Annotated in this window: 31 protein-coding genes; 26 read left to right on the forward strand and 5 right to left on the reverse strand. The window is 46.9% G+C overall.

What is annotated here, in order from left to right; all coding sequences use genetic code 11:
• Positions 1-165 precede the first annotated feature (165 nt).
• The gene (locus tag HP401_RS01830; RefSeq protein WP_007724004.1) at positions 166-372 is read right to left on the reverse strand and encodes a ferredoxin; all 207 of its coding nucleotides are present in this window, start codon (positions 370-372) and stop codon (positions 166-168) included.
• A 103-nt stretch (positions 373-475) separates the two neighbouring features.
• Positions 476-1,387, reverse strand: coding sequence for a hypothetical protein (locus HP401_RS01835; protein ID WP_173603857.1), 912 nt, complete (start codon positions 1,385-1,387; stop codon positions 476-478).
• An 80-nt stretch (positions 1,388-1,467) separates the two neighbouring features.
• On the opposite strand from HP401_RS01835, the gene HP401_RS01840 reads away from it, so the two are divergent.
• From HP401_RS01840 to HP401_RS01865, 6 genes are all read left to right on the forward strand, one after another.
• The gene (locus tag HP401_RS01840; protein WP_173603858.1) at positions 1,468-2,583 is read left to right on the forward strand and encodes a YpbB family protein; all 1,116 of its coding nucleotides are present in this window, start codon (positions 1,468-1,470) and stop codon (positions 2,581-2,583) included.
• The gene (locus HP401_RS01845; protein ID WP_173603859.1) at positions 2,580-4,091 is read left to right on the forward strand and encodes a RecQ family ATP-dependent DNA helicase; all 1,512 of its coding nucleotides are present in this window, start codon (positions 2,580-2,582) and stop codon (positions 4,089-4,091) included. Before HP401_RS01840 ends, HP401_RS01845 begins: the two co-directional genes overlap by 4 nt.
• Before the next feature lie 16 nt (positions 4,092-4,107).
• On the forward strand, positions 4,108-4,686 hold the full coding sequence (locus tag HP401_RS01850; protein WP_173603860.1) for a CPBP family intramembrane glutamic endopeptidase: 579 nt from the start codon (positions 4,108-4,110) through the stop codon (positions 4,684-4,686).
• A complete protein-coding gene (locus HP401_RS35585) occupies positions 4,683-5,375 on the forward strand; it encodes a LysM peptidoglycan-binding domain-containing protein (RefSeq protein WP_173603861.1) in 693 nt (230 codons plus the stop codon). Before HP401_RS01850 ends, HP401_RS35585 begins: the two co-directional genes overlap by 4 nt.
• 56 nt (positions 5,376-5,431) lie before the next feature.
• Positions 5,432-6,340, forward strand: a complete 909-nt coding sequence (locus tag HP401_RS01860; RefSeq protein ID WP_309145108.1) for an NAD(P)/FAD-dependent oxidoreductase — start codon at positions 5,432-5,434, stop codon at positions 6,338-6,340.
• A gap of 345 nt (positions 6,341-6,685) precedes the next feature.
• Entirely contained in the window at positions 6,686-7,285 is a 600-nt protein-coding gene (locus tag HP401_RS01865; RefSeq protein ID WP_007723994.1) for a genetic competence negative regulator, read from the forward strand.
• Positions 7,286-7,358: 73 nt separating this feature from the next.
• On the opposite strand, the gene HP401_RS01870 is transcribed toward HP401_RS01865, so the two are convergent.
• A complete protein-coding gene (locus tag HP401_RS01870; RefSeq protein WP_173603863.1) occupies positions 7,359-8,102 on the reverse strand; it encodes a PIG-L deacetylase family protein in 744 nt (247 codons plus the stop codon).
• 310 nt (positions 8,103-8,412) lie between these two features.
• On the opposite strand from HP401_RS01870, the gene HP401_RS01875 reads away from it, so the two are divergent.
• A complete protein-coding gene (locus HP401_RS01875; RefSeq protein ID WP_007723992.1) occupies positions 8,413-9,702 on the forward strand; it encodes a Glu/Leu/Phe/Val family dehydrogenase in 1,290 nt (429 codons plus the stop codon).
• A 636-nt stretch (positions 9,703-10,338) separates the two neighbouring features.
• Here the strand turns inward: HP401_RS01875 and HP401_RS01880 are convergent.
• Positions 10,339-11,310, reverse strand: a complete 972-nt coding sequence (locus tag HP401_RS01880; RefSeq protein ID WP_016740002.1) for an asparaginase — start codon at positions 11,308-11,310, stop codon at positions 10,339-10,341.
• Positions 11,311-11,392: 82 nt separating this feature from the next.
• Between HP401_RS01880 and prsW the strand changes: the two genes are divergently transcribed.
• From prsW to HP401_RS01965, 17 genes are all read left to right on the forward strand, one after another.
• Complete coding sequence (prsW, locus tag HP401_RS01885) at positions 11,393-12,067, forward strand: glutamic-type intramembrane protease PrsW (RefSeq protein ID WP_173603864.1); 675 nt, start codon at positions 11,393-11,395, stop codon at positions 12,065-12,067.
• Positions 12,068-12,087: 20 nt separating this feature from the next.
• On the forward strand, positions 12,088-12,246 hold the full coding sequence (locus tag HP401_RS01890; RefSeq protein ID WP_012686124.1) for a hypothetical protein: 159 nt from the start codon (positions 12,088-12,090) through the stop codon (positions 12,244-12,246).
• A gap of 24 nt (positions 12,247-12,270) precedes the next feature.
• Positions 12,271-12,930, forward strand: coding sequence for a cell wall hydrolase (locus HP401_RS01895; protein ID WP_173603865.1), 660 nt, complete (start codon positions 12,271-12,273; stop codon positions 12,928-12,930).
• A gap of 32 nt (positions 12,931-12,962) precedes the next feature.
• A complete protein-coding gene (gene ypeB / locus HP401_RS01900) occupies positions 12,963-14,336 on the forward strand; it encodes a germination protein YpeB (RefSeq protein WP_173603866.1) in 1,374 nt (457 codons plus the stop codon).
• Positions 14,337-14,450: 114 nt separating this feature from the next.
• Entirely contained in the window at positions 14,451-15,134 is a 684-nt protein-coding gene (locus HP401_RS01905) for a flagellar brake protein (RefSeq protein ID WP_012686127.1), read from the forward strand.
• 25 nt (positions 15,135-15,159) lie between these two features.
• On the forward strand, positions 15,160-15,342 hold the full coding sequence (locus HP401_RS01910; RefSeq protein WP_173603867.1) for a hypothetical protein: 183 nt from the start codon (positions 15,160-15,162) through the stop codon (positions 15,340-15,342).
• Positions 15,343-15,500: 158 nt separating this feature from the next.
• Positions 15,501-16,172, forward strand: a complete 672-nt coding sequence (gene cmk / locus HP401_RS01915) for a (d)CMP kinase (RefSeq protein ID WP_012686128.1) — start codon at positions 15,501-15,503, stop codon at positions 16,170-16,172.
• Positions 16,169-16,762, forward strand: a complete 594-nt coding sequence (locus HP401_RS01920; protein WP_173603868.1) for a lysophospholipid acyltransferase family protein — start codon at positions 16,169-16,171, stop codon at positions 16,760-16,762. Before cmk ends, HP401_RS01920 begins: the two co-directional genes overlap by 4 nt.
• A gap of 185 nt (positions 16,763-16,947) precedes the next feature.
• Positions 16,948-18,120 (forward strand): 30S ribosomal protein S1, encoded by a 1,173-nt coding sequence (rpsA, locus tag HP401_RS01925; RefSeq protein ID WP_173603869.1) that lies wholly within the window; start codon positions 16,948-16,950, stop codon positions 18,118-18,120.
• Positions 18,121-18,196: 76 nt separating this feature from the next.
• Positions 18,197-19,249 carry a type 2 isopentenyl-diphosphate Delta-isomerase gene (gene fni, locus HP401_RS01930; RefSeq protein ID WP_173603870.1) on the forward strand — a complete coding sequence of 351 codons (1,053 nt, stop codon included), beginning with the start codon at positions 18,197-18,199 and terminating at the stop codon, positions 19,247-19,249.
• 83 nt (positions 19,250-19,332) lie between these two features.
• Positions 19,333-19,968: a YphA family membrane protein gene (locus HP401_RS01935; protein WP_087348362.1), complete on the forward strand. Its 636-nt coding sequence runs from the start codon at positions 19,333-19,335 to the stop codon at positions 19,966-19,968.
• Between the two features lie 7 nt (positions 19,969-19,975).
• Entirely contained in the window at positions 19,976-20,881 is a 906-nt protein-coding gene (locus HP401_RS01940) for a YIEGIA family protein (protein ID WP_173603871.1), read from the forward strand.
• Positions 20,882-20,884: 3 nt separating this feature from the next.
• A complete protein-coding gene (locus HP401_RS01945; protein ID WP_173603872.1) occupies positions 20,885-21,067 on the forward strand; it encodes a capping complex subunit for YIEGIA in 183 nt (60 codons plus the stop codon).
• Between the two features lie 53 nt (positions 21,068-21,120).
• On the forward strand, positions 21,121-22,434 hold the full coding sequence (gene der, locus HP401_RS01950) for a ribosome biogenesis GTPase Der (protein WP_012686135.1): 1,314 nt from the start codon (positions 21,121-21,123) through the stop codon (positions 22,432-22,434).
• A gap of 15 nt (positions 22,435-22,449) precedes the next feature.
• On the forward strand, positions 22,450-23,052 hold the full coding sequence (gene plsY, locus HP401_RS01955) for a glycerol-3-phosphate 1-O-acyltransferase PlsY (RefSeq protein WP_142496175.1): 603 nt from the start codon (positions 22,450-22,452) through the stop codon (positions 23,050-23,052).
• Positions 23,053-23,065: 13 nt separating this feature from the next.
• Positions 23,066-24,118, forward strand: a complete 1,053-nt coding sequence (locus HP401_RS01960; protein WP_012686137.1) for an NAD(P)H-dependent glycerol-3-phosphate dehydrogenase — start codon at positions 23,066-23,068, stop codon at positions 24,116-24,118.
• A 78-nt stretch (positions 24,119-24,196) separates the two neighbouring features.
• Positions 24,197-24,463: a stage VI sporulation protein F gene (locus tag HP401_RS01965; RefSeq protein ID WP_007716506.1), complete on the forward strand. Its 267-nt coding sequence runs from the start codon at positions 24,197-24,199 to the stop codon at positions 24,461-24,463.
• 120 nt (positions 24,464-24,583) lie between these two features.
• Here HP401_RS01965 and HP401_RS01970 read toward each other — a convergent pair whose 3' ends face one another.
• A complete protein-coding gene (locus HP401_RS01970) occupies positions 24,584-25,069 on the reverse strand; it encodes a hypothetical protein (protein ID WP_173603873.1) in 486 nt (161 codons plus the stop codon).
• Between the two features lie 158 nt (positions 25,070-25,227).
• Between HP401_RS01970 and HP401_RS29780 the strand changes: the two genes are divergently transcribed.
• The gene (locus HP401_RS29780) at positions 25,228-25,392 is read left to right on the forward strand and encodes a DUF2768 family protein (protein ID WP_256435327.1); all 165 of its coding nucleotides are present in this window, start codon (positions 25,228-25,230) and stop codon (positions 25,390-25,392) included.
• A 12-nt stretch (positions 25,393-25,404) separates the two neighbouring features.
• Positions 25,405-25,701 carry a 2Fe-2S iron-sulfur cluster-binding protein gene (locus HP401_RS01980; protein ID WP_012686140.1) on the forward strand — a complete coding sequence of 99 codons (297 nt, stop codon included), beginning with the start codon at positions 25,405-25,407 and terminating at the stop codon, positions 25,699-25,701.
• Positions 25,702-25,708 lie beyond the last annotated feature (7 nt).

Here is a 25,708-nt window from a genome sequence, read left to right on the forward strand (position 1 = left end):
ATTTTAATGTTCGGATTTTGCTGCTGCTATTATCTTATCGAAAAATGACAAAAGAAAGAACGGGAAGTTGTCGATCATTCGTTCAGTGGAGGATAGGAGGGCATAATGAAAAACCTCTTACATACCGAAGTACGTAAGAGGTTTCTTCCATTAGTAGATGGAATACTATTCCACTTTAATAGAGTCGGTCGGGCATCCTTCAGCAGCATCACGAACATCGTCATGCAGGATATCCGGGATTTCAACGCTGTTAGCATTGTCATCCAACTTGTTGAACGCAAGGCCCTCATCGTCGTAATCAAAGACGTCAGGAGCCGTGGCGCCACAAGCACCGCAAGCAATACAAGTATCTTTATCTACCCATGTAGTCATCGTGGTTTCACCTCCCATACCGAAGTGGTACGTCCACTATCATAGATCATTGTATGCTCTTGGTGACAAGATTTCAAGATTGAATCAGTCTAAAAATGTACGACTACTTATAAAGAGGGATTTCAGGTGCCCTTAGCACGGAGTAGAGCTGTGTATTCAAGCGTTTAAAATCTCCCGCAGATACTGCATCTGTCGCGTTCAAAATCTTCACGGCAGCGGCTAAATCCTTGATTCCTAGTGCCTGAACTTCGTTGGATGCAATGAGCAAATCAAGTCTTGCAGTCAAGTCTTCAGGACTATAGCTGCTCCATTGATTGCTTTTTGACATGGCGACAGCAGCGAGATAGGTACGGTAATGGAACGGATACTGCTTCCACTGTGCGGTGTTAACGGTTCCAGGCAATTGCTTCGGCATGCCTTGCTTCACCACATAAGCCGATTCCCAAGACGCGATGGAGTGATACACCATTTCCTGTGCGGTTAGCCAGTTATTTTGGAAAAGCGTCAGGCTAGCTCCAATGGAATCAGGCGTAGCCTTATTTTGATCGGAACGAATCTGCTCCATACTATCCAAATACGCCCGTACACTGTTCGTAAAGGTGGCGTGAGCTTGTCTCAGCATGGGTGACGTCGGCAAGGGAACGTTTTTCTCCAGCTCTTTCCTTGTCTGGTCAGCTAAATTGCTGAGCTGCTTCAAGCCTTCGGTCCGTTCACTTTCGTTCATTTGATTCCACTTATCCATTGTATCAAAATGTGCTTGCTTCAGATCAAGCAGCGGTGCATAAACGGCATAGTAAAATCGGATAAAGTCCTGTTCGTTGTACAGCTTTTGCTCACGTAGCATTTTGTCTTTTTCGGCTTCCTTTTTCTCAGCTTCGAGTACGGCGGCTTGTTCCGACTCCAATTGTGTCTTCATATAATGGGCCCCGAAAAAAAATCCACCAACTGTGCATGCAAGTGTTATGATGATCATATACGCCATCATAAATTCAGTTCTTTTCAATCGTTTTGTCATACTATCCTCCAAATACAATGATGCAGTTTACTTCGCTTACTTTGAGCTTTGAAAAATATAGAATGATGTAAGGAGTACCAATGAACAGTCGGAACAGTGCGGCAGAGGAGCAGGACCTCTTATGTGCGGTCGCCTTGAATGCCATGTTACCTCTGGCCAATGAACGAACGCTGCAATCAGCCTACTACATACTGCGTGGCAGAAAAGCCAATCAGACACTGCAAGATGTGCATTTGTATACCCTTTATCCGTATTATCGGATGTTTTCCCGTTTTCCAAGAGAGGATTGGGAGAAAATAGTTTCAACTTTATTTCAGGCGGGCTGGATTTTACCTGTTGATGCAGTTGGAACAAACTCGAAACCGACCTTTACCTTTTCTGATACAGGATTGCAGCATGCCAAACACATGTACCAAAAATATCGGTTTGATGTATGGTTCGCACCTTTTACCCAGTCTGATTTGGCGGAGCGAATCGAACCATTTTGGAACAGACTTCATCTTATGGTGCAGACGATCTCGCAAATGCATCAGGGTGATCTCGGTTTCATTCCGGTCGTTTCGGACAAGCCAGCACAGCGTTGGGTAAAAAACCAATTATCTGATGGGACATTGCGAAATGCTTGGAAACAGCAACTGTCTGACGAGCTATATCGATTATGGGAGCCCCTGGATGAAGGTGTGCAGGAGCTTTTGTTTTGTCAACTGTCAGGAGTAGGACAAGTTGGCAAGACCATGGGGCAAGTAGCAGAGATTCGCCAAACGAGTCGTAGCTATCTCATGCTGCAATTTCGATATGGGCTAGCCGCGTCGATTCAGACGTTGCTTGCAGAGAGCAATCATTATCCTCTTTTATCAAAACTGGTTACAGAATCCCACAAGCTTGATCCACGTCTCACCGAAAGTGCTGCCCGAACGTACGCAATGCTTCAGACTGGCTGTGACAAAAAGGAAATAGCGAAGAGACGACAAATGAAAGAAAGTACAATAGAAGATCATTTGGTAGAGATTGCCCTGCGCTGTCCGGAATGGGACATGACAACGTATTTACCGAATGAGCTGGCAAAAGAGATCGTGGAGACGAGTGAGCGACTCGATACAAGCAGACTCCGGCTCATCAAGGATCAATTGGAAGCAACAGTGACGTATTTGCAGATCCGATTGGCATTGGCACGAGCGACGAGGGGGGCAAAATGAATAAACAGCTCATGTACGACAGATTAAAGCTGCATTTTGGATATGACTCGTTCCGCCCCGGTCAGGAGCCTATTATTGAACGTCTACTACATGGACGAAGTGTTCTCGGGCTATTAGCAACAGGTGGTGGGAAATCAGTGACGTATCAGCTGCCAGCAATGCTTTTGCCGGGTCTGACCGTCGTGGTTTCCCCATTGATCTCCTTGATGGTCGATCAGGTGCAGCAGCTTCGAGCGCGAAAAAAAATTCCGGCTACCTATTTGAACAGCATGCAAGATCCGACAGAGTCCCGCGAAATTTTGAAAGGGCTCTCGGAAGGTTCGTACAAGCTTCTGTATATTTCTCCTGAAAAGCTTCAACAGACCTATGTCCAACAAGTGTTAAAGCGAGCAAGGGTGTCCCTGATCGCAATTGATGAAGCGCATTGCATCTCGCAATGGGGACATGACTTTCGCACAGATTACTTGCGATTGCCTGAAGTCGTGAAACAATTGGGAGCACCTCCTGTTTTGGCTGTGACGGCGACTGCGACGGCGTCTGTTCGTGAGGAAATTTGCAACTTATTTTCCATTAAAAAGGAAGATATTGTGTTGCAGTCCCTTAATCGGGCAAATATCGCCTATGATCTGGTTGAAGTTGGGGAGGAAACAGACAGGCGTTCGTATGTATTTGATCAGATCGATCGTTTGCAGGGGCCTGGAATCGTTTACTGCAGCACGCGACAAGCAGTAGATGTGTTGGCAGCCTCTTATCAACTTGAAGGAAAAAAACGCGTTCACGGTTACCACGGGGGCATGAACAGCATGGAGCGAATGCTGATCCAATCCCAATTTCTTGCAGGAGAGCTGGATGTTATTATTGCAACCAATGCATTTGGTATGGGAATCGACAAGCCAGATATTCGCTACGTCATCCATTATCAAATGCCAGCCAGTTTAGAGGCATACGCACAAGAAATCGGGCGGATCGGCCGTGACGGCAAGCCCGGGTATGCGCTGCTTTTATTTTCGTGGGACGATTTGCAGATTCATCAGCACATGCTGGAGAAGGAGTACCCGACACAAGTCCAAGTTCAAAAATACGAGCAGTTGTGCAATACTGGAGTACCTTTGACGAACGAGGCCTTGGCGATGATGGATATATCCGAAGAGATGGGCGCTCTCCTTGCCTTTTATACGGAAAGAGTGCTGGGCTTAAACGAAGCTGCTGCTGCGGGAGAGTCCTATCCAAAGGCTCATATCATTTGGCAGGAAACCGAAAAGAGAAAAAGCTTTAAGCAAAAAAAGCTGGCAGAAATGGTATCTTACGTAAGAGGAGAAAACTGTTTGCGTGTGAGCATTAATACGTATTTTAAAGAAAAGGATCATCAATTTGATCTGTACTGCTGTAAGAATTGTGGCTTAACTATGGATGTGTATTTCCAAACGAATGACCATACAATCGCAAAGAATGAACAAATCAAATGGAATTTGCGGCAGGCGTTAGACACTCTTTTGCCGAACAAATAAAGGAGAGAAACATCGAGTGAAGGAAGATCGGCTAGAGGTGGATGAAGCCACTCTTCGGCTGAATCTATGGTTGACACAAGGAATCGTGATAGGAGTGGCTGCTGCCGGTAGCTTATTCGTGCTGGGCTGGGATGCTACTCTGTCCTTGTTTACTTTGCCAGGCTGGAATGCCGTACTGTGGGCCGTGTTTGTAGCCGCAGGTATTATCATCGCGAGTATAGTGATGGATCGTTACTTGCCGAAGCGATGGCAGGATGATGACAGTATCAATGAAAAAGTTTTTGGCGCCATGTTACCATCCACCACGATTCTCGTCTGTATGGTAGTAGGGGTTGGAGAGGAATGGCTATTCCGTGGAGTTATTCAATCGCTTGCCGGGAACTTTTGGAGCAGCCTTATTTTTACACTGATCCACGTACGTTATTTGAAAAAACCGCTCATGATCATAAGTGTATTTGGTACAAGCTTGATCTTGGGGCTCTTGTTTTCTCATTATCAGTCCCTTTGGCCCTCGATTGTGGCTCATATCCTTATTGACGTCATGTTAGCATTTTATCTACAAAAAACAATCAAGAAAAAGGGGGAGGAAGAGTGAATCTTGAGCATAATCCATTACCACCCCGACGCTCCCGTCATACTCGCCCTAAAGCGTCGTTCTCGTTTAAAAAGTGGATTCAACCGGGATTGTACTTGTTTGGATTCGTCTTTTTCGGGTTGATTGGTTTTGAGTTGTACAGGGCCAATATCCCACATGAGTCAGCAGCTTCTGGTAGTGTAGAAGTGAAAAATGCTGAAGGGAAGGAAGTTAGCAAAACGATTACCACCTCGCAAGGGAGCAAGGCAGGAGAAAAGGAGCCTGCATCCGTCGTTCTACCTTCTACGCTTGATTCCAATGTAAGTGTGACCACCCCTCCTGACAAAGCGAAAACGATCGAATCAAAGCCGGTTGAACCGATGGTGAAGCCGACAACAAGCGCACAGACAGCTGCTGTGAGCCCAGTTCCAGCGAAAACTTCAACTGGTACAACTGTAAGCAAGACAAACCAGATAACAAGTACTTCTCCTAGCGCAGTAGCTACACCGGGAAAACCAGCTTCAACACCACCTGGAACAAAATCAAAGATCGTCAAGCATGTGGTGAAGAAGGGGGAAACGTTGTTTATGCTGTCCCGAAAGTACTATGGAAATAACACGAACGTAAGACGAATCGCAAAATACAACGGGCTTCATTCAGAAGCAGGGCTCGTCGAAGGAAAAGTTGTTTTGGTTCCACTCGTTCAGTAATGAGATCGTGCTCCACTGGTCATGCTATCGGGAAAAGAATAAGTAGGTGGAGGCAAGTGGAGTATGATACAGTCATTGTCGGCGGCGGGATTGCAGGGCTTCAAACTGCCATTCAACTTGCAAGATGCCTTCGACGCGTTGCAGTCATTGACATGCCAGGTGGTCGATCAACAATCGCCAAAGCCTACCGAAATATCCTCGGATTTTCGGAAGGGGTTAGTGGCGATTTTTTGCGTCATGTGGGCAGGGAGCAAGCACAAAAATACGGCGCAATCTTCATAACAGATGAGGTAACAAAGCTTTCTACCGACCCAAGCGGATTATTTTCGATAGGTACAAAAAGTGGCATACATACACTTACTTCGCGAACGCTGGTTTTGGCAACCGGCATGCGTGATCCGTTCCCAGCCATCCCTGGCTTCTCCGAATGTGTAGGGATATCGATTTTCTTGTGTCCCGACTGTGACGGCTATGAAACAATTGACAAAGCCACGGCAATCATTGGAGCGGGCCCACACGCTGTTTCGATGGCAGACGAACTTACTTATTATACAAACAGGTTAACAGTCATTAACCATGCAGAAGTGCAGGTGGATACGCAGGCTGTCTCTGAACTGCACAAACGAGGGATCATGTATCGGGAGGAAAAAGTATGTGCTCTTCATCATACGGCGGGGCAATTGCAGGAAATCGAGCTATCTTCAGGTGAACGGTTGTCTGTAGAAAGAGCATTTCTTGCTTTTCCTGGTGCGCATGCATTGACAGAGCTTTTACGTGGTTTTTCCGTGCAAATTCATGAAAAAGGCCACATCCAAACGAACCCGCGAACAAAAGAAACGGATCATCCCAACATCTGGGCTGTTGGCGATATCAATGAGCATTCTCAGCAGGTGTCCATTGCCATGGGAGATGGGACACAGGCGGCTATTTGGATTCAAAAGCGGCTGCGTGATTTGGAGATGTAAAAAAACGCCTGATTCTGGGCGTTTTTTCATGTACAAACCTTTATGAACGAGAAGGAACCCGAACTAGCAGAACCAAATATAAATACAGAAGAAGAGCAATGAAGGGGAACTTTTCCTGGGAAAGCGCAGGAAGTGAGTGGATTCGACATCGGCAGGCGAATGCTGCGTAGGTGTCATGGTAGCTTTGTTCCAGTAACTAAATGTGATATGATAGGACTACCCCGTATTTTCCAGTCCATCAAAAAATGGATGAATGCCAACAGGTATTCGCCGGAGAATGTGGAGAACTCTTACAGGCTTACCATCATATTTTGTAGTACGACTGGATGGCGAGGAGGGACAGTCATGCGTGTTGAACGCCTTGGTCAAGATAAAATACGAATCTTTTTAACTTTTGACGACCTCTCAGAGCGCGGGATAGAAAAAGAAGACATGTGGCGTGACATTCCTAAAGTTCATGAACTGTTCAACGACATGATGGAACAGGCTTATCACGAATTAGGGTTTGAGGTATCAGGGCCTGTTGCAGTTGAAGTGTTCGCCTTGCCAGCTCAGGGAATGGTCGTAATCGTAACGCGTGGCAAGACGGGCTCAAAGGACGGAAAAGAGGAAGAATTCGAAGACGAGGATGTATACGAGCTAGAGGTAACATTGGAAGAAAGCGATTTGATCATGTATGCCTTCCGGGACTTTGAGCATATGGTTGAAGCCGCCCACCGCATTAACGCCCTATTGACCAATGGCGGGGCTGCCTACTTCTACCAGGGAAAATATCATCTGGTGCTGGAGGAAGTCGACTTGGATCAGGAGCGTTATCACAAGCTAATTGCGATCCTCTCTGAGTACGGAGAAGCGACGCCGATAACGATTTATGTGTTGGAAGAATACGGGAAAGTGATCGTTGCCGACGATGCTGTAAAAGAAATATGCAGGCATTTCACGTAATCAAAAAAGAAATGTCTGGGAATATAAAACAGCACCTAGTCAACCAACTAGGTGCTGTTGCTGTCTGTATCGATTATACTAGGCCGTCAAAAAAATCAGCCTCTTTACCTTGAAGGGTATAGTTCGGAAGGCTGTGCCAAGCCAAGATGTAATGATTGTTTGGCGGAACAGAATCGTGCTCGCCTTTTGTTACACCTGGAAACACGCGTTCTACTGATAAGTGCTGTGTTCTGTGTGCCCGCAAGGCATCAGCTACTTTCGGCATATATTCAGGTGCGTGAATGATCGTCGTAATGCTCTCGATTGGATCTGTAAAGGGAGGTTTCATCGTACCAAATCCTTCGTCGGATGAGCGAGTCGCATAATAAAGCTTTCGCACACTTGTTTCTGGGCCTAAAGAAAGGACAGCCTGGGTGGTAGCATGACTAATCGCCAAATGGTCAGGATGTCCGGAGATGCCATGCGGTGCAAACGTGACGACGATTTCCGGTTGGATCTGGTGAATAGCCTGGTGGATACGAGTAACGAGCTCTTCTACGGGCACTGTGTTTAGGAACTTATCCTGATATTCCCAGACGTCTACCTGATCGAATCCAAGTATGGCACAAGCGTCGCGAAGCTCCTGCTCGCGAAAGCGGGGGAGTTCTTCCGGTGTGCATAACGGTGGTTCGCCAGCTTTTCCTGCTTGCCCTTTTGTTGCGCATAATAGATGTGTGCTGGCCATTTTGGTCTCACTATATTTGGAAATGGAAATCCCACAAGCAAACGTTTCGTCATCGGGATGGGCAAAAATAAACAAAATAGACTTTTTTTTCATAAAAACACCTCCATGAATAAACTTCCACATTACCTTTTCCATTATGGCATAAATTCACTAATCCTGTAATGAAAGAAACAAGTTTGGGGACAATAGAAGCATGGCTGGACGTGCATTTGAAGCTACTGGTACAAAATAATGTTTGTAAAAGCGATTTCAAAATGGATGGTAAATAATTGAATGATTATGCAAAACAAGGCACGAAAACGTTTTCGAAATGGAAAAAAAACATTTTTAAGCTTCTCATAAATGATACAAGCGTGTATACTAAAGGCGGCATTGACCGAAAACATTTTTGAGGTGGTAAGTAATGGGTAATCAAGACGTGGTAACCGAAAGCACCGAAGGGAAAGAAAAGCAAGAATCATTGAACTTGCTCCATTCAACTCAAACGGTGATCAAGGAAGCACTGGAGAAACTAGGTTACCAAGAATCGATGTTTGAACTCTTGAAGGAACCGCTACGCGTTTTGACTGTACGTATTCCGGTTCGCATGGATAATGGCGAAGTAAAGGTATTTACGGGCTATCGTGCACAGCACAACGATGCAGTAGGTCCGACCAAGGGGGGCATTCGTTTCCACCCGGAAGTTACTGAGGATGAAGTTAAAGCACTTTCTATCTGGATGAGCCTCAAAGCAGGTATCGTCGATCTGCCATATGGCGGTGGTAAAGGCGGTATCATTTGCGACCCGCGTGAAATGTCCTTCCGCGAACTGGAAAGACTGAGCCGCGGTTACGTTCGCGCAATCAGCCAACTTGTGGGCCCTACTAAAGATATTCCGGCTCCGGACGTCTTTACGAACTCACAGATCATGGCGTGGATGATGGACGAATATAGCCGTATCCGTGAATTTGACTCGCCTGGTTTCATTACGGGTAAACCAATTGCGCTGGGTGGTTCCCATGGCCGCGAAACAGCTACTGCAAAAGGTGTAACCATTTGCATCCGTGAAGCAGCAAAGCGTCGTAACATCGATGTAAAAGGTGCTCGCGTAGTTGTACAAGGCTTTGGTAACGCTGGTAGTTACTTGGCAAAATTCATGCATGATGCAGGCGCTAAAGTCGTAGGTATCTCTGATGCATACGGTGCGCTGCATGATCCAAACGGTTTGGATATCGACTACTTGTTGGATCGTCGTGATTCCTTTGGTACAGTTACAAAACTGTTCAACAACACGATTACCAACAAAGAGCTTCTTGAACTGGAATGCGACATTTTGGTTCCGGCAGCAATCGAAAACCAAATCACAGCTGCAAACGCTCACAACATCAAGGCGTCAATCGTAGTAGAAGCGGCAAATGGCCCAACTACTTTGGAAGCAACTAAGATTTTGACTGAGCGTGGAATTCTTCTGGTTCCAGACGTACTTGCTAGTGCTGGTGGTGTGACTGTTTCCTACTTCGAGTGGGTACAAAATAACCAAGGCTACTACTGGTCTGAAGAAGAAGTAGAAGAGAAGTTGGAAAAAGTAATGGTTCGTTCGTTTGAAAATGTATACTCCATGTCTCAAACTCGTCGCATTGACATGCGTCTGTCTGCTTACATGGTTGGTGCCCGCAAGATGGCTGAGGCTTCTCGCTTCCGCGGTTGGGTTTAATTTTTCAAACAACCCTCCATATATTGAGAAAACATGGCTCCGCCGTTTTGGCGGGGCCTTTTTTATTGGCGCGTGTGGCTGTGGTGGAGAGAAGAATATTTCCAGGCTAGGTCCAGGCTTCGTCCTGCTGGGGGTTTAGACTGTCCGCTCCGAAGGGATTCGCGGGGAAACGCAAAAGTGGTAGCCGCTTCGAAGTAGGAGCACGGTTGCGTTTCTTTTGCCCGCTCATCCCTTCTCCGCTTGGTAGGACTCCACAAGTCGCTACGCCTGGAAATATTCTTCTCTAGCGTAACAGGTAACACTCTTCAATCTTTTAAGGCATTTAAAACCTGCCTAAAACGGTAAGCTCGTAGAGGAAACAGGAGAAAACAGCGAAGATCTTAGGGACACCGACCGAGACGCAATGCAAAAAGCGAAACACGCCTTTAAGCGTCCACCTCTGAAACACATCCTGAAGGGGCAACTTTGGACGCGGTTTCGCTTTTTGCATGGAGTCGTGCAGTCAATCCCACAGGGGGTGGCCCTAGAATCTGAGCGTTTTCTCCTGTTTCCTCCCCACCACAACAGCACCGTTCAAGTAATGTTTTTAAGGAAAAAAAAACCTCCTGAAGAACCAGGAGGCTTACGTCATATGATTTACTGGTCGAACAACAGCTGCAGCTCTTTGAAAGTCCGTGTTTTTTGCAGTGTTACAATTAACTTGAGACGAGCCTTTTGCCCATTTAAGCCATTGGAGAAGATGATGCCCATCTCTTTTAGCTTGCGGCCTCCACCTTCATAGTCATAGATATCCTGCACCTGGCCATTGTAGCAGCGAGAGACGAGGACGATCGGTACGCCTTTGTCCAGTAATTGCTGCAGGGTAGGGATGATAGCGGGTGGAAGGTTACCCAATCCAAACGCCTCTACGACGAGTCCATCAATTTGCTGCTCCAATAAAAACTGTAGCCAAGAAGGCTCCATGCCAGCAACTGCCTTGATCAACGGGACATTCGCATCAGCATGGGTAATGGCATAATGCTCGCGATCCAATGGAGCGTGGTGGTATTGCACGCTTTTTTTCGCAATGGTTCCAATCGGTCCGTATTGTGGCGACTGGAAGGTAGCGACATTGCTCGTGTGTGTTTTCGTTACGTGACGTGCCGCGTGAATTTCGTCATTAAAAACAACGATAACCCCTTTGTTCAAACTGTCGGAATCTGCGGCTGCACGAACGGAAGAAATGAGATTGACTGGACCGTCAGCTCCGAGCTCATTACTGCTGCGCATGGCTCCGGTTACGACAATCGGGACGTTGACCGACAAAGTCAGATCCAGGAAGTATGCGGTCTCCTCCAACGTATCAGTCCCATGGGTAATGACGATGCCATCATAATGATCTTGTTCAAAGGCTTCCTCAATATCGAGACGCAGCTGATTCATGATCGCAGGAGTCATATGAGGGCTAGGTAGGTTGAGTACATTTTTCATGGTGACATCCGCGTGTTTTTCTAAAAAAGGAAGGATTTTGTTGACTGCTTGATCATCCAATGGCTTTACGCCTTCTGAGTCATCGACAGACATGGCAATTGTACCGCCTGTGTTCACTACCAAAATTTTTTTTGACATGATCTCTCTCCTGTAGCGGGTTTTCATCAACCATTATTCATGGTACGATGAATGATAGTCTTGTGTAAAGGAGTAATAAAAGATGATTGCTTTGATCGGCGCGGCAGTTGCCCCCGGTATCGCCATCTTAAGTTACTTTTACCTGCGTGACAGTCTCGAACCGGAGCCGATTTCAATGGTCATCCGGTCGTTTATCTTTGGTATGCTGCTGGTCGTACCGATTATGGTACTACAGTACATCATGCAGAATGAATGGAACTGGCGGGATGGCATTGTCGCGGAAGTTTTCCAATCCGCTGTCGTGGAAGAATTTTTTAAATGGATGGTCATCTATTTTACGGTTTATAAACATTTCGAATTTGATGAGCCATACGATGGAATTGTTTATGCGGTTGCGGTGTCACTTGGTTTTGCTACGTTGGAGAACTTGTTTTACCTCATTATCAATGGAACAGATATCGCCATCTGGCGTGCCTTACTGCCGGTATCCAGCCATGCGCTGTTTGCGGTGTGGATGGGCTATTATCTCGGACGGGCCAAGTTTTCCAAGGACGCCAAACATGAACGGCTTTTTTTATGGATGTCGATTACCTTGCCGATCGGCTTGCATGCTTTGTACAACTTGATTTTTTTGGCGGTCCAAAACTGGTTGGTAGTGATTGTGCCATTCATGCTTGTATTGTGGTGGCAGGGCTTAAAAAAGGTACAAAGAGCACACGATTTCGGTTCTAAAAATCTCTCTTCACGTCCACAATAGACGGTAAGGAGGAGACGTACGTGCTAAAAACCGATCGAGCAAAAGTGACAATTCAATGCAATGTATGTGGAGAAAAGTTTACACTGCGTGGTCATCGAGAACCTGGAGGGCAAATAGAAACAGGTTTCAAGCAGTGCCTTTGTGATAACGACAAGCATTTTCGGATTGATGAGTCCTGATCTTTTCCATCCCAACTAAAAAGTGTGACGAATCTATGTGGGCCGATGCAAAGAGCATCGGTCTTTTTCTATATCCAGATTTACATGCATAATCCACTCTTCCTCCACCAACACTATGCAAAGATTTCAATACATGCCAAGGAGGATTCAGCCGTGCGTACAATCTGGATCGCAGGTGTGTTGGTGATGTTGGTGGCAGCGGGCTTAAGTGGATACAAGGCTGTCTGGAAGGAAAAGAATGTAGCTGCCGTACAAAAGGAGCAGATAGCTGCACCTGCAGCAAAGGATAAGACGGTCAAAACCAAAGCCAGCTTCCATCCTTCACGAGTCTCTGACAATGATTTAAAAATCATGGCGAATGCTGTTTACGGGGAGTCAAGAGGAGAGCCGTTTGAAGGGCAAGTTGCTGTCGCTGCCGTTATATTGAATCGCGTCAAGAGCCCTACGTTTCCTGATACGCCCTCGGCTGTAATTTTCGAACCACGTGCTTTTACAGCAGTTGCTGATGGTCAAATATGGCTTACACCGAATGAAAGTGCGACGAAAGCAGTGAAGAATGCACTAAACGGCTGGGATCCGACGGGAGGCTGCACGTACTATTTTAATCCGGATACAGCAACATCTGGTTGGATTTGGACCAGGCCGCAGGTGAAAAAGATCGGGAAACATATCTTTTGCAGATAATGGATGCATAATCAAAGGAGGAGTGGCAAGGGATGGTATATGGAGCAACAGCACGCGTGTTATTTCCCGTTGCCCTAGTTGCCTTAATAGGCGCTGGCGTGTGGGGATATCAGGAGCATAATGAGAAGAACTCGGTCTTGATCAAAGCGGAAAACTCATACCAACGGGCTTTCCATGATCTCACTTATCATGTGGACAAGCTGCACGATGAGCTTGGCAAATCGCTGGTGGTCAACTCGCGCAGACAAATGACCCCTATCTTGACGAGTGTTTGGCGCCTTTCCTATGCGGCACAAGCGGATGTCGGACAGCTGCCATTGACCTTGATGGCATTTAACAAAACAGAAGAAATGCTGTCGAGGGTCGCGGATTTTTCCTATCGCGTCGCTGTGCGTGACCTCGACAAGCAGCCATTGAGTCAGAGTGAATACAAGACATTGAAGAGCCTTCACACCCAAGCAAAGGAAATCCAGGATGAGCTGCGCAAGGTACAAACCGTCGCGATGGACAAACAATTGAGATGGATGGATGTCGAGACGGCTTTGGCCTCCAATAAAAACAAAGAGGACAATTCCATCATCGACGGATTCCAAACCATTGAGAAAAAAGTGCAGGAATACCCTGATTTAGACTGGGGCGTCGGAATACAGAGTCTCGATAAGAAAAAGCAGCAGCGAATCAAAGGGATCGATGGCAAACCAGCTACAAAAGAGGAAGCAGAGAAGACTGCACTGTCGTTTCTCGGGTTGAAGCCAGGAGATGCGAAAGTGGAAGTAAACGATAATGGCAAGGGGCAGGAATACTCGGCGTATAGCGTACATGTCACGCCAAACGGGCACAAGACAGGTATTAACCTCGATGTTACCAAACGCGGCGGGAAAGTCGTTTGGATGATGAACGAGCGTGGAATTGGCGAGGAAAAGCTGGACATGAAGCAGGCGGAAGAAAAAGGTCGAGTGTTCTTGCAGAACCATGGATTTGACAATATGCAGGTCGCTGAGATTGACAGCTACGACCGCAACGCACTCTTTACGTTTGTGCCAGTTCAGGATGGCGTCAGAATTTATCCGGACGGGGTGGTCGTTGAGATTGCGTTGGACAACGGAGAGGTTACTGCCTATAATTCGACGGAGTATCTGTTTAATCACAAAAAGAGAATTCTCTCCAAGCCCCGCCTCTCGAAAGAAGAAGCAAGGAAAAAAGTCAATCCGAGTGTAAAAGTGACGGATCAGCGGCTTGCCCTAATCGAAGGGAAAAACGATGGAAAAGAAGTGCTGGCGTGGGAAATGACAGGCAGCTTTGAAGGGAATTCGTACATGGTCTACATCAATGCCTTGAATGGAGAAGAAGAAGAAGTTGTGAAAATGGTAACGGGATCGGGATCGGGACAGAACGAAGGACAATAGTCTTAAAAAAATTAGGGGGAAAGCTAGTTTTTTAGCGGCTTTCCCTATTTGCTGATTCGAAACAAAAGGGTATATAATGGAAAGGGTGATAGGAAGGGGAGGAACAATTACTTTATGATGCTTCCACGAATAGGACAAATAATAAGACTAAACTTCACGAGTTCCTCAGAAGAAACGGAGCTGCAAACCTTCAAAAGCCGTGTGGCAGATTTGAAGGAGGATGTAGCTTCTATCGAGTTGCCGACCAGCGAAAACACTGGACGGACTGGGGTGTTTCAACCAGGGACAGAATGCTTGGTTTGGTATGTTGGTGAGGATGGCTCACGCTATGAATTCCGCTCTGCGATTGTCGGCAGACAAAACAATCACATTCCTGTTCTGCTTCTGCAATTGCCGGCTAAAGAGGAGATTGTGCGCACACAGCGACGAAACTACTTGAGAATTGACACCACGGTAGACATCGCAGTCAAACTGGATGATCCAATTCGCCGTTATCATTTTCTAGCACGAACGTTAGATATCAGTGGTGGTGGGCTGTCTTTTAGCTGTGAGGAAAGCTATCATTTAAAGGAAAAAGACAACTTGCACGTCTGGATTTCCCTTCCAAGTAAAAATGGACAGGTTCAACATGCTTTTGTTGTGATGGAAATCGTCAGACAAAAACCGGCGGAAGAAAAAGGTTTGCACCAATGGATTTCGGGTAAGTTCACCCAGATCAGTGAGCAAGATCGAGCAAAAGTGGTTAGAGCGTGTTACGAGAGACAGCTAGAGCTTCGCAAAAAAGGCGTTGTGGATTGACGCTTCATCAGAGGAAGTGACCCTATTGACCAGTCAGTACAACGATCGTTTTCGCAGCTTTTCCAAACGGGTAGAAAAAGGCATCATGATTGGAATTGTCGTATGTGCGATTGTATTGACCATAGGCGAAGTCCTCATTCAGTACGTACCCGCAAGATTAGTATTAATCGAAACAGAGCGCTTGGAAGGCGTGTCCAGAGAGTCCTAAAGGTTTGCGCATGCTTCCATACTATGGTACTATTATAGATAACATAGAAAACGGTCTTGGATCGTTTTTTCATCACACAAAGAATGGGAAAGGGCTTCGACAGAAGCTTTTCTTGTTTTATTCCCATCCGAACTAACGTACATAGCAGGTGAGAAGTAATGAACATTGCCATTGATGGACCAGCGGGAGCAGGCAAAAGCACTGTCGCCCAAAAAGTAGCGGGTCAACTGGAATACGTGTACATTGACACGGGTGCCATGTATCGTGCCCTCGCTTGGGCAGTCCACCATCATCAGCTCCCTATCAGCGATGAGTCTACAGTTTCCGAACTTTTGCAAAAAAACAAGGTTCAACTAGTTCGGGAAAATGGACAGCAACATGTATACTGGAATGAAATCGATGTCACGAGCTGGATACGTTCCACAGAAGTGAGCCAGTACGCCTCCATTGTAGCGAGCTACGGTTCTGTACGTGAACAAATGCTTGTGCTCCAGCGACGATTGGCGACGCAAGGCAATGTCGTCATGGACGGCAGAGATATCGGTACGCATGTTTTGCCAGACGCTGACGTGAAGATATTTCTGACGGCCTCCATTCAAGAGCGTGCAGAACGCCGCTGGAAGGAACTACTCGCAAAAGGTACCCAGACAGACTTGGCTGAGCTGGAAAAAGAAATCGAAGAGCGAGATCGACGGGACATGCAGAGAGAAGTCGCGCCGTTGCGTCAGGCGGAAGATGCCGTTTTGGTAGACACAACAGGAATGACCATTGATCAGGTGGTCGATCGCATCTTGCAAATCTGCGAGCGAACGGGAGAGTCAACCCATTGAGTTACTATCGTTTATTCAGAGGTTTTTTTCGCATCATTTTTTCGCTTGTCTTTCGTTGGCAAGTGATCGGGCGTGAACATATACCTAAGGAAGGCCCAGTGATCCTTTGTGCCAACCACATTTCTTTATGGGATCCACCTCTTCTCGGGGGTGGCATCGAACGTCAGGTTCTTTTCATGGCCAAAGAAGAGCTGTTCAAAATTCCGGTCTTATCCTTTCTCATTACCAAATTCGGTGCATTTCCGGTTAAACGGGGTGCAGGAGATCGTGCGGCCATTCGCACGACTCTCAAATTGCTGGAAGATGGAAAAATCTTTGGAATCTTTCCTGAGGGAACCCGCAGCAAAACAGGGGAACCAGGGGAAGCGATGCCAGGTGTGGCGATGTTCGCTCTCAAGTCAGAAGCTGTGGTCATTCCGGTAGCCATTATTGGGCCATATCGACCGTTTCGTTCCATCAAGATCGTTTACGGTAAACCGATCGATCTGACTCAACTACGCGAGGGCAAATCAAGCGCTGATACGTTGAAGGAAACAAGCGATCTGATTATGGAGCACATCAAGCAATTACGAAACCAGCATCTCTCTTAGCAAACGGTATAGAATTGCTAAAGGGACGAATACTAAAACTGCTGGAACTTACTGGCTTCATCAGTACTAACTGCCAGCCATCAGGCGACAGTTAAAAATATACATGCTCCCGCTTCGTGTAGTGAGGTTGTACACAACCTGTACATAGACGTTTGGGACTGGATGGTATTAAGGAGGTCTTTTGAATGATGGAAGAAACGAACGTAAGCTTGACGGATGCAACAACGATTTCCGTAGGAGATGTTGTAAAGGCAACCGTAACAAAAGTTGAGGACAAACAAGCGCTTGTAGATCTAGGTTACAAGTACGATGGTCTGATTCCTATCAGCGAACTGTCTCCACTGCATGTTGAAAAGGTATCTGATGTAGTAGCGGTTGGTGATACTTTCGAAGTAAAAGTCATCAAGCTAAACGACGAGAAAGAAGAGCTCGTTGTTTCCAAGAAAGCAGTAGCAATGGAATCCTCTTGGTCTGATCTTGAGCAAAAAATGCAAGCGGGTGAAATCATTGAAGCCGCTGTGAAAGAAGTAGTGAAGGGCGGCCTTGTTGTTGATGTAGGCGTTCGCGGCTTCATTCCGGCTTCCATGGTAGAGCGTCATTTTGTTGAAGATTTCTCCGACTACAAAGGCAAAACATTGGCTTTGAAAGTAGTAGAAATGGATAAGGAAAAGAATAAAGTCATCCTGTCCCACAAAGCGGTTTTGGAAGACGAAGTAAAAGTGCAAAAGCAATCCATTTTGGATAAAATCCAAGTGGGTCAAGTATTGGAAGGAACGGTTCAGCGCATGACCGATTTCGGCGTATTCGTGGATATCGGTGGTGTTGATGGATTGGTTCACGTATCTGAGCTTGCTTGGAACCGTGTAGATAAGCCGTCCGATGTCGTGAAAGAAGGCGACAAGGTAAAAGTGAAAGTCCTTAAAATTGACCGTGAAAACGAGCGCATTGGCCTTAGCATCAAGGAAACGCAAGCAGGTCCATGGGCGAGCGTTGCAGAAGATTTCAAAGCGGGCTCTATTTTGAATGGAACGGTAAAACGTCTGGTGTCCTTCGGTGCATTTATTGAGCTGGCACCTGGAATCGAAGGCCTCGTACACATCTCCCAGATTGCAAATCGTCGGGTGAATACACCTAGTGAGGTGTTGAAAGAGGGTCAAGAGGTACAGGTGAAGGTTTTGGATGTTGTTCCACAAGAACAACGCATTAGCCTCAGTATCCGTGCAGTAGAAGAAGACCGTGTGGAGCAGGCAGAACGTGCGAGCAAGCGTGAACAGCAACAATTCACGCAAGAAAACAACCAACCAATGGGCGTGACATTGGGCGAGTTGTTCGGTGATCTGAAAGACAAGTTCAAGTAAGTTAAAAAGTAGGATTCATGGGGATACGCTCTGGCGTATCCCTTTTTTCTGAGAGCGAAAGTCTAGGAGGGGTACAATGGATCGTCGTTCGATTAGAAAATTGGACCATATTCGAAATGCTCTTATCACCGGGGAAAATAGGGCAAATAGTTTTGATGATGTCAGCTTTGTTCCGAACAGCTTGCCGAATGCTGCACTTGCAGAAACCTCACTGGACACCGAAATCGCATCCTTGCGACTCTCCTCACCGATCATGATTAATGCGATGACGGGTGGAGCCGGTGGGACTACCCAGATCAATCAAAAACTGGCGATCATTGCGAGGGAACGAAATCTGGCGATGGCTGTTGGCTCACAAATGGCCGCTTTGCGTGATCCAGATGTTACGGATAGCTATCGGATTGTCAGAAGGGAACATCCACAGGGGATCTTGTTTGCAAATGTGGGGGCAGAAGCGACAGTGGAGCAGGCAATAGCAGCGGTGGAGATGATGGAAGCGAACGGATTGCAAATTCATCTGAATGTCATGCAAGAGCTGTTAATGCCTGAGGGGGATCGGGATTTTCGCGGCTATCTCGAGCGGATTCAAGCGATCAGGGAGAGTCTGGATGTGCCGGTTATCGTCAAAGAAGTCGGCTTTGGTATGGCAAAGGAATCGATCGAGAAGCTGATAGAAATCGGGATCAGAACAATCGATGTGGGTGGAAGAGGCGGAACAAATTTTGCTCAAGTCGAAAATATGCGAAATGATCAGCCGAATGCCATGTTCGAGGATTGGGGATTCACGACGGTGGAGAGCTTGCTGGAAGCAAATGCTGTCGGTCATCCAGGAGTGTCATACATAGCAACAGGTGGTGTTCGTCATGGACTCGATGTAGTCAAAGCCGCTTCTTTAGGTGCGTCCGCTATCGGGATGGCAGGGGCAATGCTGCGTCTGGTTCAACGTGAATCTCTGGAAGATTGCTTGTCTACCGTCGACAGATGGCATCATCAAATTCGTGTGGCGATGACGGCACTAGGAATGAAAGGTCTGGCTGACGCCGTTTGTACGCCTGTTATGATCACGGGAAAAACAGCAGAGAGAGCGAGGCTTCGTCACGTGCAATTGGAGAGACTGGCGCAACGTTAGGTAGTGGACGAGCATTCGATTCATGAAATTTCCTTGGTTGAGGCATACTTTTGGGAGACAACCATCATTTTGAGGAGATGAACATGAACGAGGGAACCGTTGCGATCCTTATCCAGTGGTCTTTGCTGTGTCTTGTCTGGATGGGAAGCTTTGACTTGCAGCTGCGAAACATGAAGATGGAACGCAGACGAGTGCTCGCAGTGATCAGCGCATTTTTAATTTGTACGTTTGTTAGCTGGAAAATCTATTTTGCCCCTATTCAAGTTAGTCTAAGTGGAACAATATTGCCACTGATCGCAAGCATTGTCCTTTACACCAAGCTCATGTCTAAAATACGCAGATTGTACTTGCTGAGTGCGCTGGCAACGGCTCTTTTGCTATTTTGGCTACGCTGGCTGTTTTTTACCGATCCGATCTTGCTGTTTTGGGACGAGCGGATCATCGTACCTGCTGTTGGAGTCAGTACCATTTTTTTGATGAGTAGAACACATCTGGGACAGCTGTTTCAGCTGACGCTCTCCTTGCCTCTCGCAGATGCGATACATTCGCTATATTTTTGGAAATTGTCGGGTTCCTGTCAGTGGGGATCCGAGTATGCGCAAGATTTGCTTTGGAGTAGCCTATCTCTATGGGCTCTCGTCAGCATAGTCTGGTCTGCGATTCGTCGTATCCTTGGTAGAACAGAAACAGAGTCTTCCCATTCCGATACGGGTAGGTGACGCTAGGGTGTTGAAGGGATTGCTAGCATATGATTATGTGTTTCCGTTAGTTCTGGGGTTCCTATTCGGCATTTTGTGCCGGATTCATCTTTTGCGAACAGATTATCGACAATATCCAACCTATCCCCACGGAAAAATTATTCACGTTTCACTTGGGGTGATCGCATCCGCGCTCGGAGCGTTAGCGATTCCTGCTCTGCTCAAGGAGAATTACACGGCAGTCACATTTTTGACGTTGGCTGCTCAACAATTCCGTGATGTCAGGAACATGGAACGCACTACGCTTAATGAGATCGATAAACAGGAGCTAGTGCCCCGTGGTGGCCCCTATATCGAAGGAATCGCAATGGTGTTTGAAGGACGCAATTACATGGTCATGTTTACCTCTTTGGTGACAACGACGGCTACCATTCTCTTTCATTGGTGGGGAGGTGTCATTGCAGGTGTCATCGCCTTGCTGATTTCTCGCAAGCTGCGCTCTGGAAAAACAATATCGCTGATTGCAGAGATCGAGCCGGGGGAAGTGAGAATGGAAGGAAGAGACTTGTATGTGAACGACATTTACATCATGAACGTCGGGTTGGCAGATGCTCAAGAGATCATACGTGAGCAAGGCGTGGGTTTTATTCTGACCCCGAGGGATGCCAATGCCAAGGTCACACTTGCCCACCCTGGACAGCGGCAAGCGATTTTGCACGATGCCGCAACGCAACTCGGCGTATATACCGATACGGGAGAGCCATCACTAACACCCTTGGTAAAACGTGATATAAAGTCGGGGAGAATGGGTGTATTTTTATTGCCGCAAGAAAAAGATGTGGAACGTGCAACATCCGTCATTCGTGCAGTCCCGATTCTCGAAAGCGTCTTCCGAATGCCAACGAAGACTAGAATGATGAAAAAGGAGCTGTAGGCCATGACAGGAGTAATCTTGGCGACGATTACGACGAACAGAGACAGGATAGCGGGTGGTGTGCCGATTTTTATAGAGTCTACTACTGAGACGATGCAGCAAACAGCTTTCACGCTGGAAAAGATACTAGACGGGATGGTGCATGAAGTAAGCGCCGATACCCTTATCATTGTTCGGCATAAGTAGTGTATGGTATGATTAGCTAGTCAAAACGTAAATGAGAGAGAGTGTTGTTGATTATGGGATTACCAGTGGTAGCCATTGTGGGGAGACCCAACGTGGGGAAATCCACGATTTTTAACAGATTGATTGGCGAACGAGTCGCGATCGTGGAGGATATGCCGGGAGTAACCCGTGACCGCCTGTACGGGAAAGGTGAATGGTTAACGCATACTTTCCATGTGATTGATACCGGTGGAATTGAGTTTGGCGAGACCGACGAGATTCTTACACAGATGCGTTACCAGGCAGAGCTTGCGATTGACGAAGCAGATGTCATCATTATGATTGCAGATAGCCGTACAGGTGTGACAGATGCGGACGTTGAACTGTCACGGATGCTGAATCGGACGGGAAAACCTGTCGTACTCGCAGTGAACAAAGCGGATAATCCGGAAATGCGTGCGGATATTTACGATTTTTATTCCCTGGGCTTAGGCGAGCCATTCCCTGTCTCGGGTAGCCATGGTCTTGGCTTGGGAGATATGCTGGAAGAAGTGTGTCAGCATTTCCCAGCAGAGGATGACGAAGAGAAGAGAGACGATGTTATTCGTGTATCCATCATCGGTCGTCCAAACGTCGGGAAGTCTTCCTTGACGAATGCGATTCTCGGTGAAGAGCGAGTCATTGTCAGTGAGGTTGCCGGAACGACCCGTGATGCGATCGACACGCCATTTGAGCGTGATGACCAAAGCTACGTTCTTGTAGACACGGCAGGTATGCGCAAGCGTGGAAAAGTGTATGAAACAACGGAAAAATACAGTGTAATGCGTGCGATGCGTTCCATTGAAGATTCCGATGTCGTTCTTGTTGTTATTAACGGGGAAGAGGGCATTATCGAGCAAGACAAGAAAATCGCAGGTTATGCACATGAGGCTGGCCGTGGTGTCATTATTATCGTGAACAAATGGGATGCGATTGAAAAAGACGACAAAACGATGCAACGCTTCACAGAATTGATTCGCGAAGAGTTTAAATACCTGGATTATGCTCCGATCCTGTATGTGTCTGCAAAATCGAAGCAACGTGTCCATACGATTCTACCGAAGGTCAATGAAGTAGCTCAAGCACATTCTATGCGCATTCCTACCGCGGTTCTCAATGATTTGGTAACAGATGCGACGATCCGTACGCCTCCACCATCTGATCGCGGCAAACGCTTGAAGATCAACTATGCGACACAAGCAACGGTGAAACCGCCGACGTTCATTCTGTTTGTGAACGATCCGGAACTCATGCACTTCTCCTATGAACGTTACATAGAGAACAAGATCCGTGAAGCATTTGTGTTTGAAGGCACACCAGTTAGAATCTGGACACGGAAAAAAACGTAGGGAGAGAAAAACGCCATGGTGTTATTATCCTGGGTGCTTAGCTATTTAATCGGTTCTATTAGCTTTAGCTATCTTATCGCCAAAAAAGTCGCAGGAATTGACATTCGTTCTCATGGCAGCGGAAATGCCGGTGCAACCAATACCCTCAGGGTGTTAGGAAAAGGCCCCGGCATTGCCGTTCTCCTTCTTGATGCATTAAAAGGAATAGCTGCAATGGGACTGACTCACCTGATAACGGGGGATCCGGCAGCGTACGCAGTGGCAGGATTGTTCGTTATCGCGGGTCACAATTGGCCAATCTTTTTTGGATTTCGCGGAGGGAAAGGCATTGCGACCACGCTAGGTGTCGTATTAGGGTTTTCTCCCTTGGCATTTTTGATTGCTGCCGTGATGGCTGTCGTAGTCATTGCGATCACTCGCTTTGTTTCATTAGGGTCATTGGTTATCGTAACGGTTATTCCATTTACCCTTTATTTGTTGGACAAACCCATTTCCTTTATTTGGGCGAGCTTGGCGATCGCAATCTTTGCTTACATTCGTCATTATAATAATATCCGCAATCTTCTTTCAGGTAACGAGCGGAAACTAGGAGAAAAGTCCAACCGGAAGCTGGGATAATGTACGAACGGACATGAGAAAAGTGGAGGGGGACGTATTGATTCAAAATGTTACGGTGATTGGTGCCGGAAGCTGGGGAACGGCACTTGCTACAGTCTTGGCGGACAACGGTCATCAGGTCACGCTTTGGGTACGGGATACCAGGCTGGCAGAAGAAATAAACAGCAAGCATGTGAATGAAAAGTACCTGCCGGGAGAAAAGCTATCAGCTAACATAGTGGCGACGACCAACATTCAAGAGGCTGTAGTAGGGAAGCGCATTGTTCTTCTCGTTGTTCCTTCCCATGCCATGCGCCAAATCTGTCAGCAAGTGGCTCCGCACCTGGAACCGGATGTCCTTTTGATTCATGCGACAAAAGGCTTTGAATTGCAAAGCTTGAAGCGAATGTCAGAAGTCATTTCGGAAGAGGTGCCGAAAGAGATTGCGTCCAGATTGGCAGTGTTATCAGGACCGAGCCATGCCGAGGAAGTAGTCAAACGGCAACCAACGACAGTTGTGATGGCGTCTGAATCGAAAGAAAGCATGCTGCGTTCTCAGGATTTGCTGATGAATACGAATTTTCGTGTGTATACCAACCCGGACCTGATTGGCGCTGAGATCGCCGGAGCGTTGAAGAACATCATTGCACTTGGTGCAGGGATGTCGGATGGCTTAGGGTATGGAGACAACGCGAAGGCAGCCCTGTTGACCCGTGGCTTGGCGGAAATTAGCCGTCTGGGCATCAAGCTCGGTGCTAAGCCGCTTACGTTTTCAGGTTTGGCTGGTGTTGGCGATTTGATTGCCACATGTACGAGTAAACACAGCCGAAATTGGCGTGCAGGCTATATGCTCGGACAAGGAAAAAAACTCGATGACGTACTGGCACAGATGGGGATGGTCGTCGAAGGCGTTCGCACGACAAATGCAGCCTTTTCGTTATCGCAACGCGAGCAGGTTGAAATGCCAATCACTACGGTTCTGTACGGCATGCTGTTTGAAGGAAAAGAAGCTCGTCAAGGCGTGGAAGAACTGATGGGGCGCGGAAAAACCTTTGAAATGGCGTACCTCAATCCCGATGCCGAATAAGTCATGAATGAAGTATCACCGATTTAGGCTTCTGCACATACCATAGGGTGAAAGCCCATGTGCAGGAGGAGATTTCACATGAATAATATGTCGAAACGACTTTTTGAGCGCTTGCAAGGGAAAGCAACGGAAAATGTCGATGAAGAAAAGCTTCGCTCACTAGCCGGTCAGGTCAAGCGCAGTGATTTTGAAGACGAGACCAAGCTGCGTCAAATCATTCGCACGCTCGCTACTCTTAGTGGCAAGCAATTAACTCCTGAAAAGGAAGATAAGGTCATTGAGATGTTTCGCAATCAGGAAATCAATCTGGGTGACATGTCGACCTTGACCAAGCTGCTCAAATAAGAGAAATGGGCGATTATGCCCGTTACCTGCAACAAAAACCGTCATACAGTAAGACTAGGAACAATCATGGCTCTACAGGGACATGGCTGACCTACAGATTGCAAGAAAAAAAGAGGGATCTTATCCCTCTTTTTTTCGTTCCTTGGTGTTGCCGCTTACCTGTGTAATCAGGTTCTGGACCAAAGGGGATTGCAGGAGACCCAGTAATTGCCCGATATCTATATTGGCCAAAAGGTTGCCTAAGCCTGATTCCTGCGGGGGTGGTGTTTCTGTTGCCTTTTGTGGCTCTGGGGCAGCTTTGCGTTTGCCAGCAGTAGCAGGCTTTTCGGCAACAACTTCAGACTCAGGTGTGCGTTTTCCGAGGTTCTCAATCATCTCCATCGCCCCGTACAACGAATCCATCGTGTCTTCTACCTGCCGAATCGTGCTGCCGATCCCTTTGATATTATGGCGCATTTTCGAGACAGAGGTGCGCAAATCAACCGCGGGCAGGATTTTTTTCGGTGAAATAGAAAGGGAGACATTTTCGACTTGGTCGCTTAATTTTTTGCTGGGTATAGGCGCGTATGGATTCCGCCATTTTCGATTACTTACTTTATTACTCAACGTTTCATCCCTCCAATGGGCGAATTCATCAGGATAGTCTATGCGAATGTCTAGTATTAGGTTCGCAAGCGTCAGACGATGAGGGGGAAATATGGTATAATAAAGCAAAAAATGCAAAGGATGCTGCAGTCCCGATGTATATTGATCCTATGACAAAGATGAACATTTCCTTAATCGCCATTGGGCTCATGTTCGTCTGCAATTTACTTATGATCTTTGCCAGGAAAATAACCAATGGGTTCTTGCGGTTCCTTGTGAAGACCATCGCATTCTTACTATTACTCGTTGTGCTTGTCATGATTTTGATTGTGATTTTTGTCTAGGGAGGATAAACGATGTCAACAATCACACTACTTACTCGTGCAGGCAGTCATGAAGTCTCGATCGAGTTGAATCAATCCATTGTTGATCTTGCGAAAAAGAATAACATTGTGTGGGGCCATGCATGCCAAAGAGGGGTATGTGCACAATGCCGTACACAAGTTTTGGAAGGGGCAGAGTACTTAAACGAAGTGACACCAGAAGAAAAACTGCGATTGCGAAAGGCTGAACGCACAGACGGCTACAGATTAGGCTGCCAGACAAAGGTTGTTTCATCAGGAACAGTCAAGGTAGCTCATCGGCCGTACTAGTAAAGGA

Source organism: Brevibacillus sp. HB2.2, from assembly GCF_013284275.1.
GTDB classification, from domain to species: domain Bacteria; phylum Bacillota; class Bacilli; order Brevibacillales; family Brevibacillaceae; genus Brevibacillus; species Brevibacillus brevis_D.

What these genes read in the sequence shown, in the direction of transcription:
- HP401_RS01875 (WP_007723992.1), top strand. Translation starts at nt 8,413, where the DNA reads ATGGGTAATCAAGACGTGGTAACCGAAAGCACCGAAGGGAAAGAAAAG.
- HP401_RS01905 (WP_012686127.1), top strand. Translation starts at nt 14,451, where the DNA reads ATGATGCTTCCACGAATAGGACAAATAATAAGACTAAACTTCACGAGT.
- HP401_RS01965 (WP_007716506.1), top strand. Translation starts at nt 24,197, where the DNA reads ATGAATAATATGTCGAAACGACTTTTTGAGCGCTTGCAAGGGAAAGCA.
- HP401_RS01945 (WP_173603872.1), top strand. Translation starts at nt 20,885, where the DNA reads ATGACAGGAGTAATCTTGGCGACGATTACGACGAACAGAGACAGGATA.
- HP401_RS01840 (WP_173603858.1), top strand. Translation starts at nt 1,468, where the DNA reads ATGAACAGTCGGAACAGTGCGGCAGAGGAGCAGGACCTCTTATGTGCG.
- ypeB (WP_173603866.1), top strand. Translation starts at nt 12,963, where the DNA reads ATGGTATATGGAGCAACAGCACGCGTGTTATTTCCCGTTGCCCTAGTT.
- HP401_RS01935 (WP_087348362.1), top strand. Translation starts at nt 19,333, where the DNA reads ATGAACGAGGGAACCGTTGCGATCCTTATCCAGTGGTCTTTGCTGTGT.
- cmk (WP_012686128.1), top strand. Translation starts at nt 15,501, where the DNA reads ATGAACATTGCCATTGATGGACCAGCGGGAGCAGGCAAAAGCACTGTC.
- HP401_RS01870 (WP_173603863.1), bottom strand. Translation starts at nt 8,102, where the DNA reads ATGAAAAAAAAGTCTATTTTGTTTATTTTTGCCCATCCCGATGACGAA.
- prsW (WP_173603864.1), top strand. Translation starts at nt 11,393, where the DNA reads ATGATTGCTTTGATCGGCGCGGCAGTTGCCCCCGGTATCGCCATCTTA.
- fni (WP_173603870.1), top strand. Translation starts at nt 18,197, where the DNA reads ATGGATCGTCGTTCGATTAGAAAATTGGACCATATTCGAAATGCTCTT.
- HP401_RS01830 (WP_007724004.1), bottom strand. Translation starts at nt 372, where the DNA reads ATGACTACATGGGTAGATAAAGATACTTGTATTGCTTGCGGTGCTTGT.
- HP401_RS01835 (WP_173603857.1), bottom strand. Translation starts at nt 1,387, where the DNA reads ATGACAAAACGATTGAAAAGAACTGAATTTATGATGGCGTATATGATC.
- HP401_RS01880 (WP_016740002.1), bottom strand. Translation starts at nt 11,310, where the DNA reads ATGTCAAAAAAAATTTTGGTAGTGAACACAGGCGGTACAATTGCCATG.
- HP401_RS01980 (WP_012686140.1), top strand. Translation starts at nt 25,405, where the DNA reads ATGTCAACAATCACACTACTTACTCGTGCAGGCAGTCATGAAGTCTCG.
- HP401_RS01960 (WP_012686137.1), top strand. Translation starts at nt 23,066, where the DNA reads ATGAGAAAAGTGGAGGGGGACGTATTGATTCAAAATGTTACGGTGATT.
- HP401_RS29780 (WP_256435327.1), top strand. Translation starts at nt 25,228, where the DNA reads ATGAACATTTCCTTAATCGCCATTGGGCTCATGTTCGTCTGCAATTTA.
- plsY (WP_142496175.1), top strand. Translation starts at nt 22,450, where the DNA reads ATGGTGTTATTATCCTGGGTGCTTAGCTATTTAATCGGTTCTATTAGC.
- rpsA (WP_173603869.1), top strand. Translation starts at nt 16,948, where the DNA reads ATGATGGAAGAAACGAACGTAAGCTTGACGGATGCAACAACGATTTCC.
- HP401_RS01865 (WP_007723994.1), top strand. Translation starts at nt 6,686, where the DNA reads ATGCGTGTTGAACGCCTTGGTCAAGATAAAATACGAATCTTTTTAACT.
- der (WP_012686135.1), top strand. Translation starts at nt 21,121, where the DNA reads ATGGGATTACCAGTGGTAGCCATTGTGGGGAGACCCAACGTGGGGAAA.
- HP401_RS01845 (WP_173603859.1), top strand. Translation starts at nt 2,580, where the DNA reads ATGAATAAACAGCTCATGTACGACAGATTAAAGCTGCATTTTGGATAT.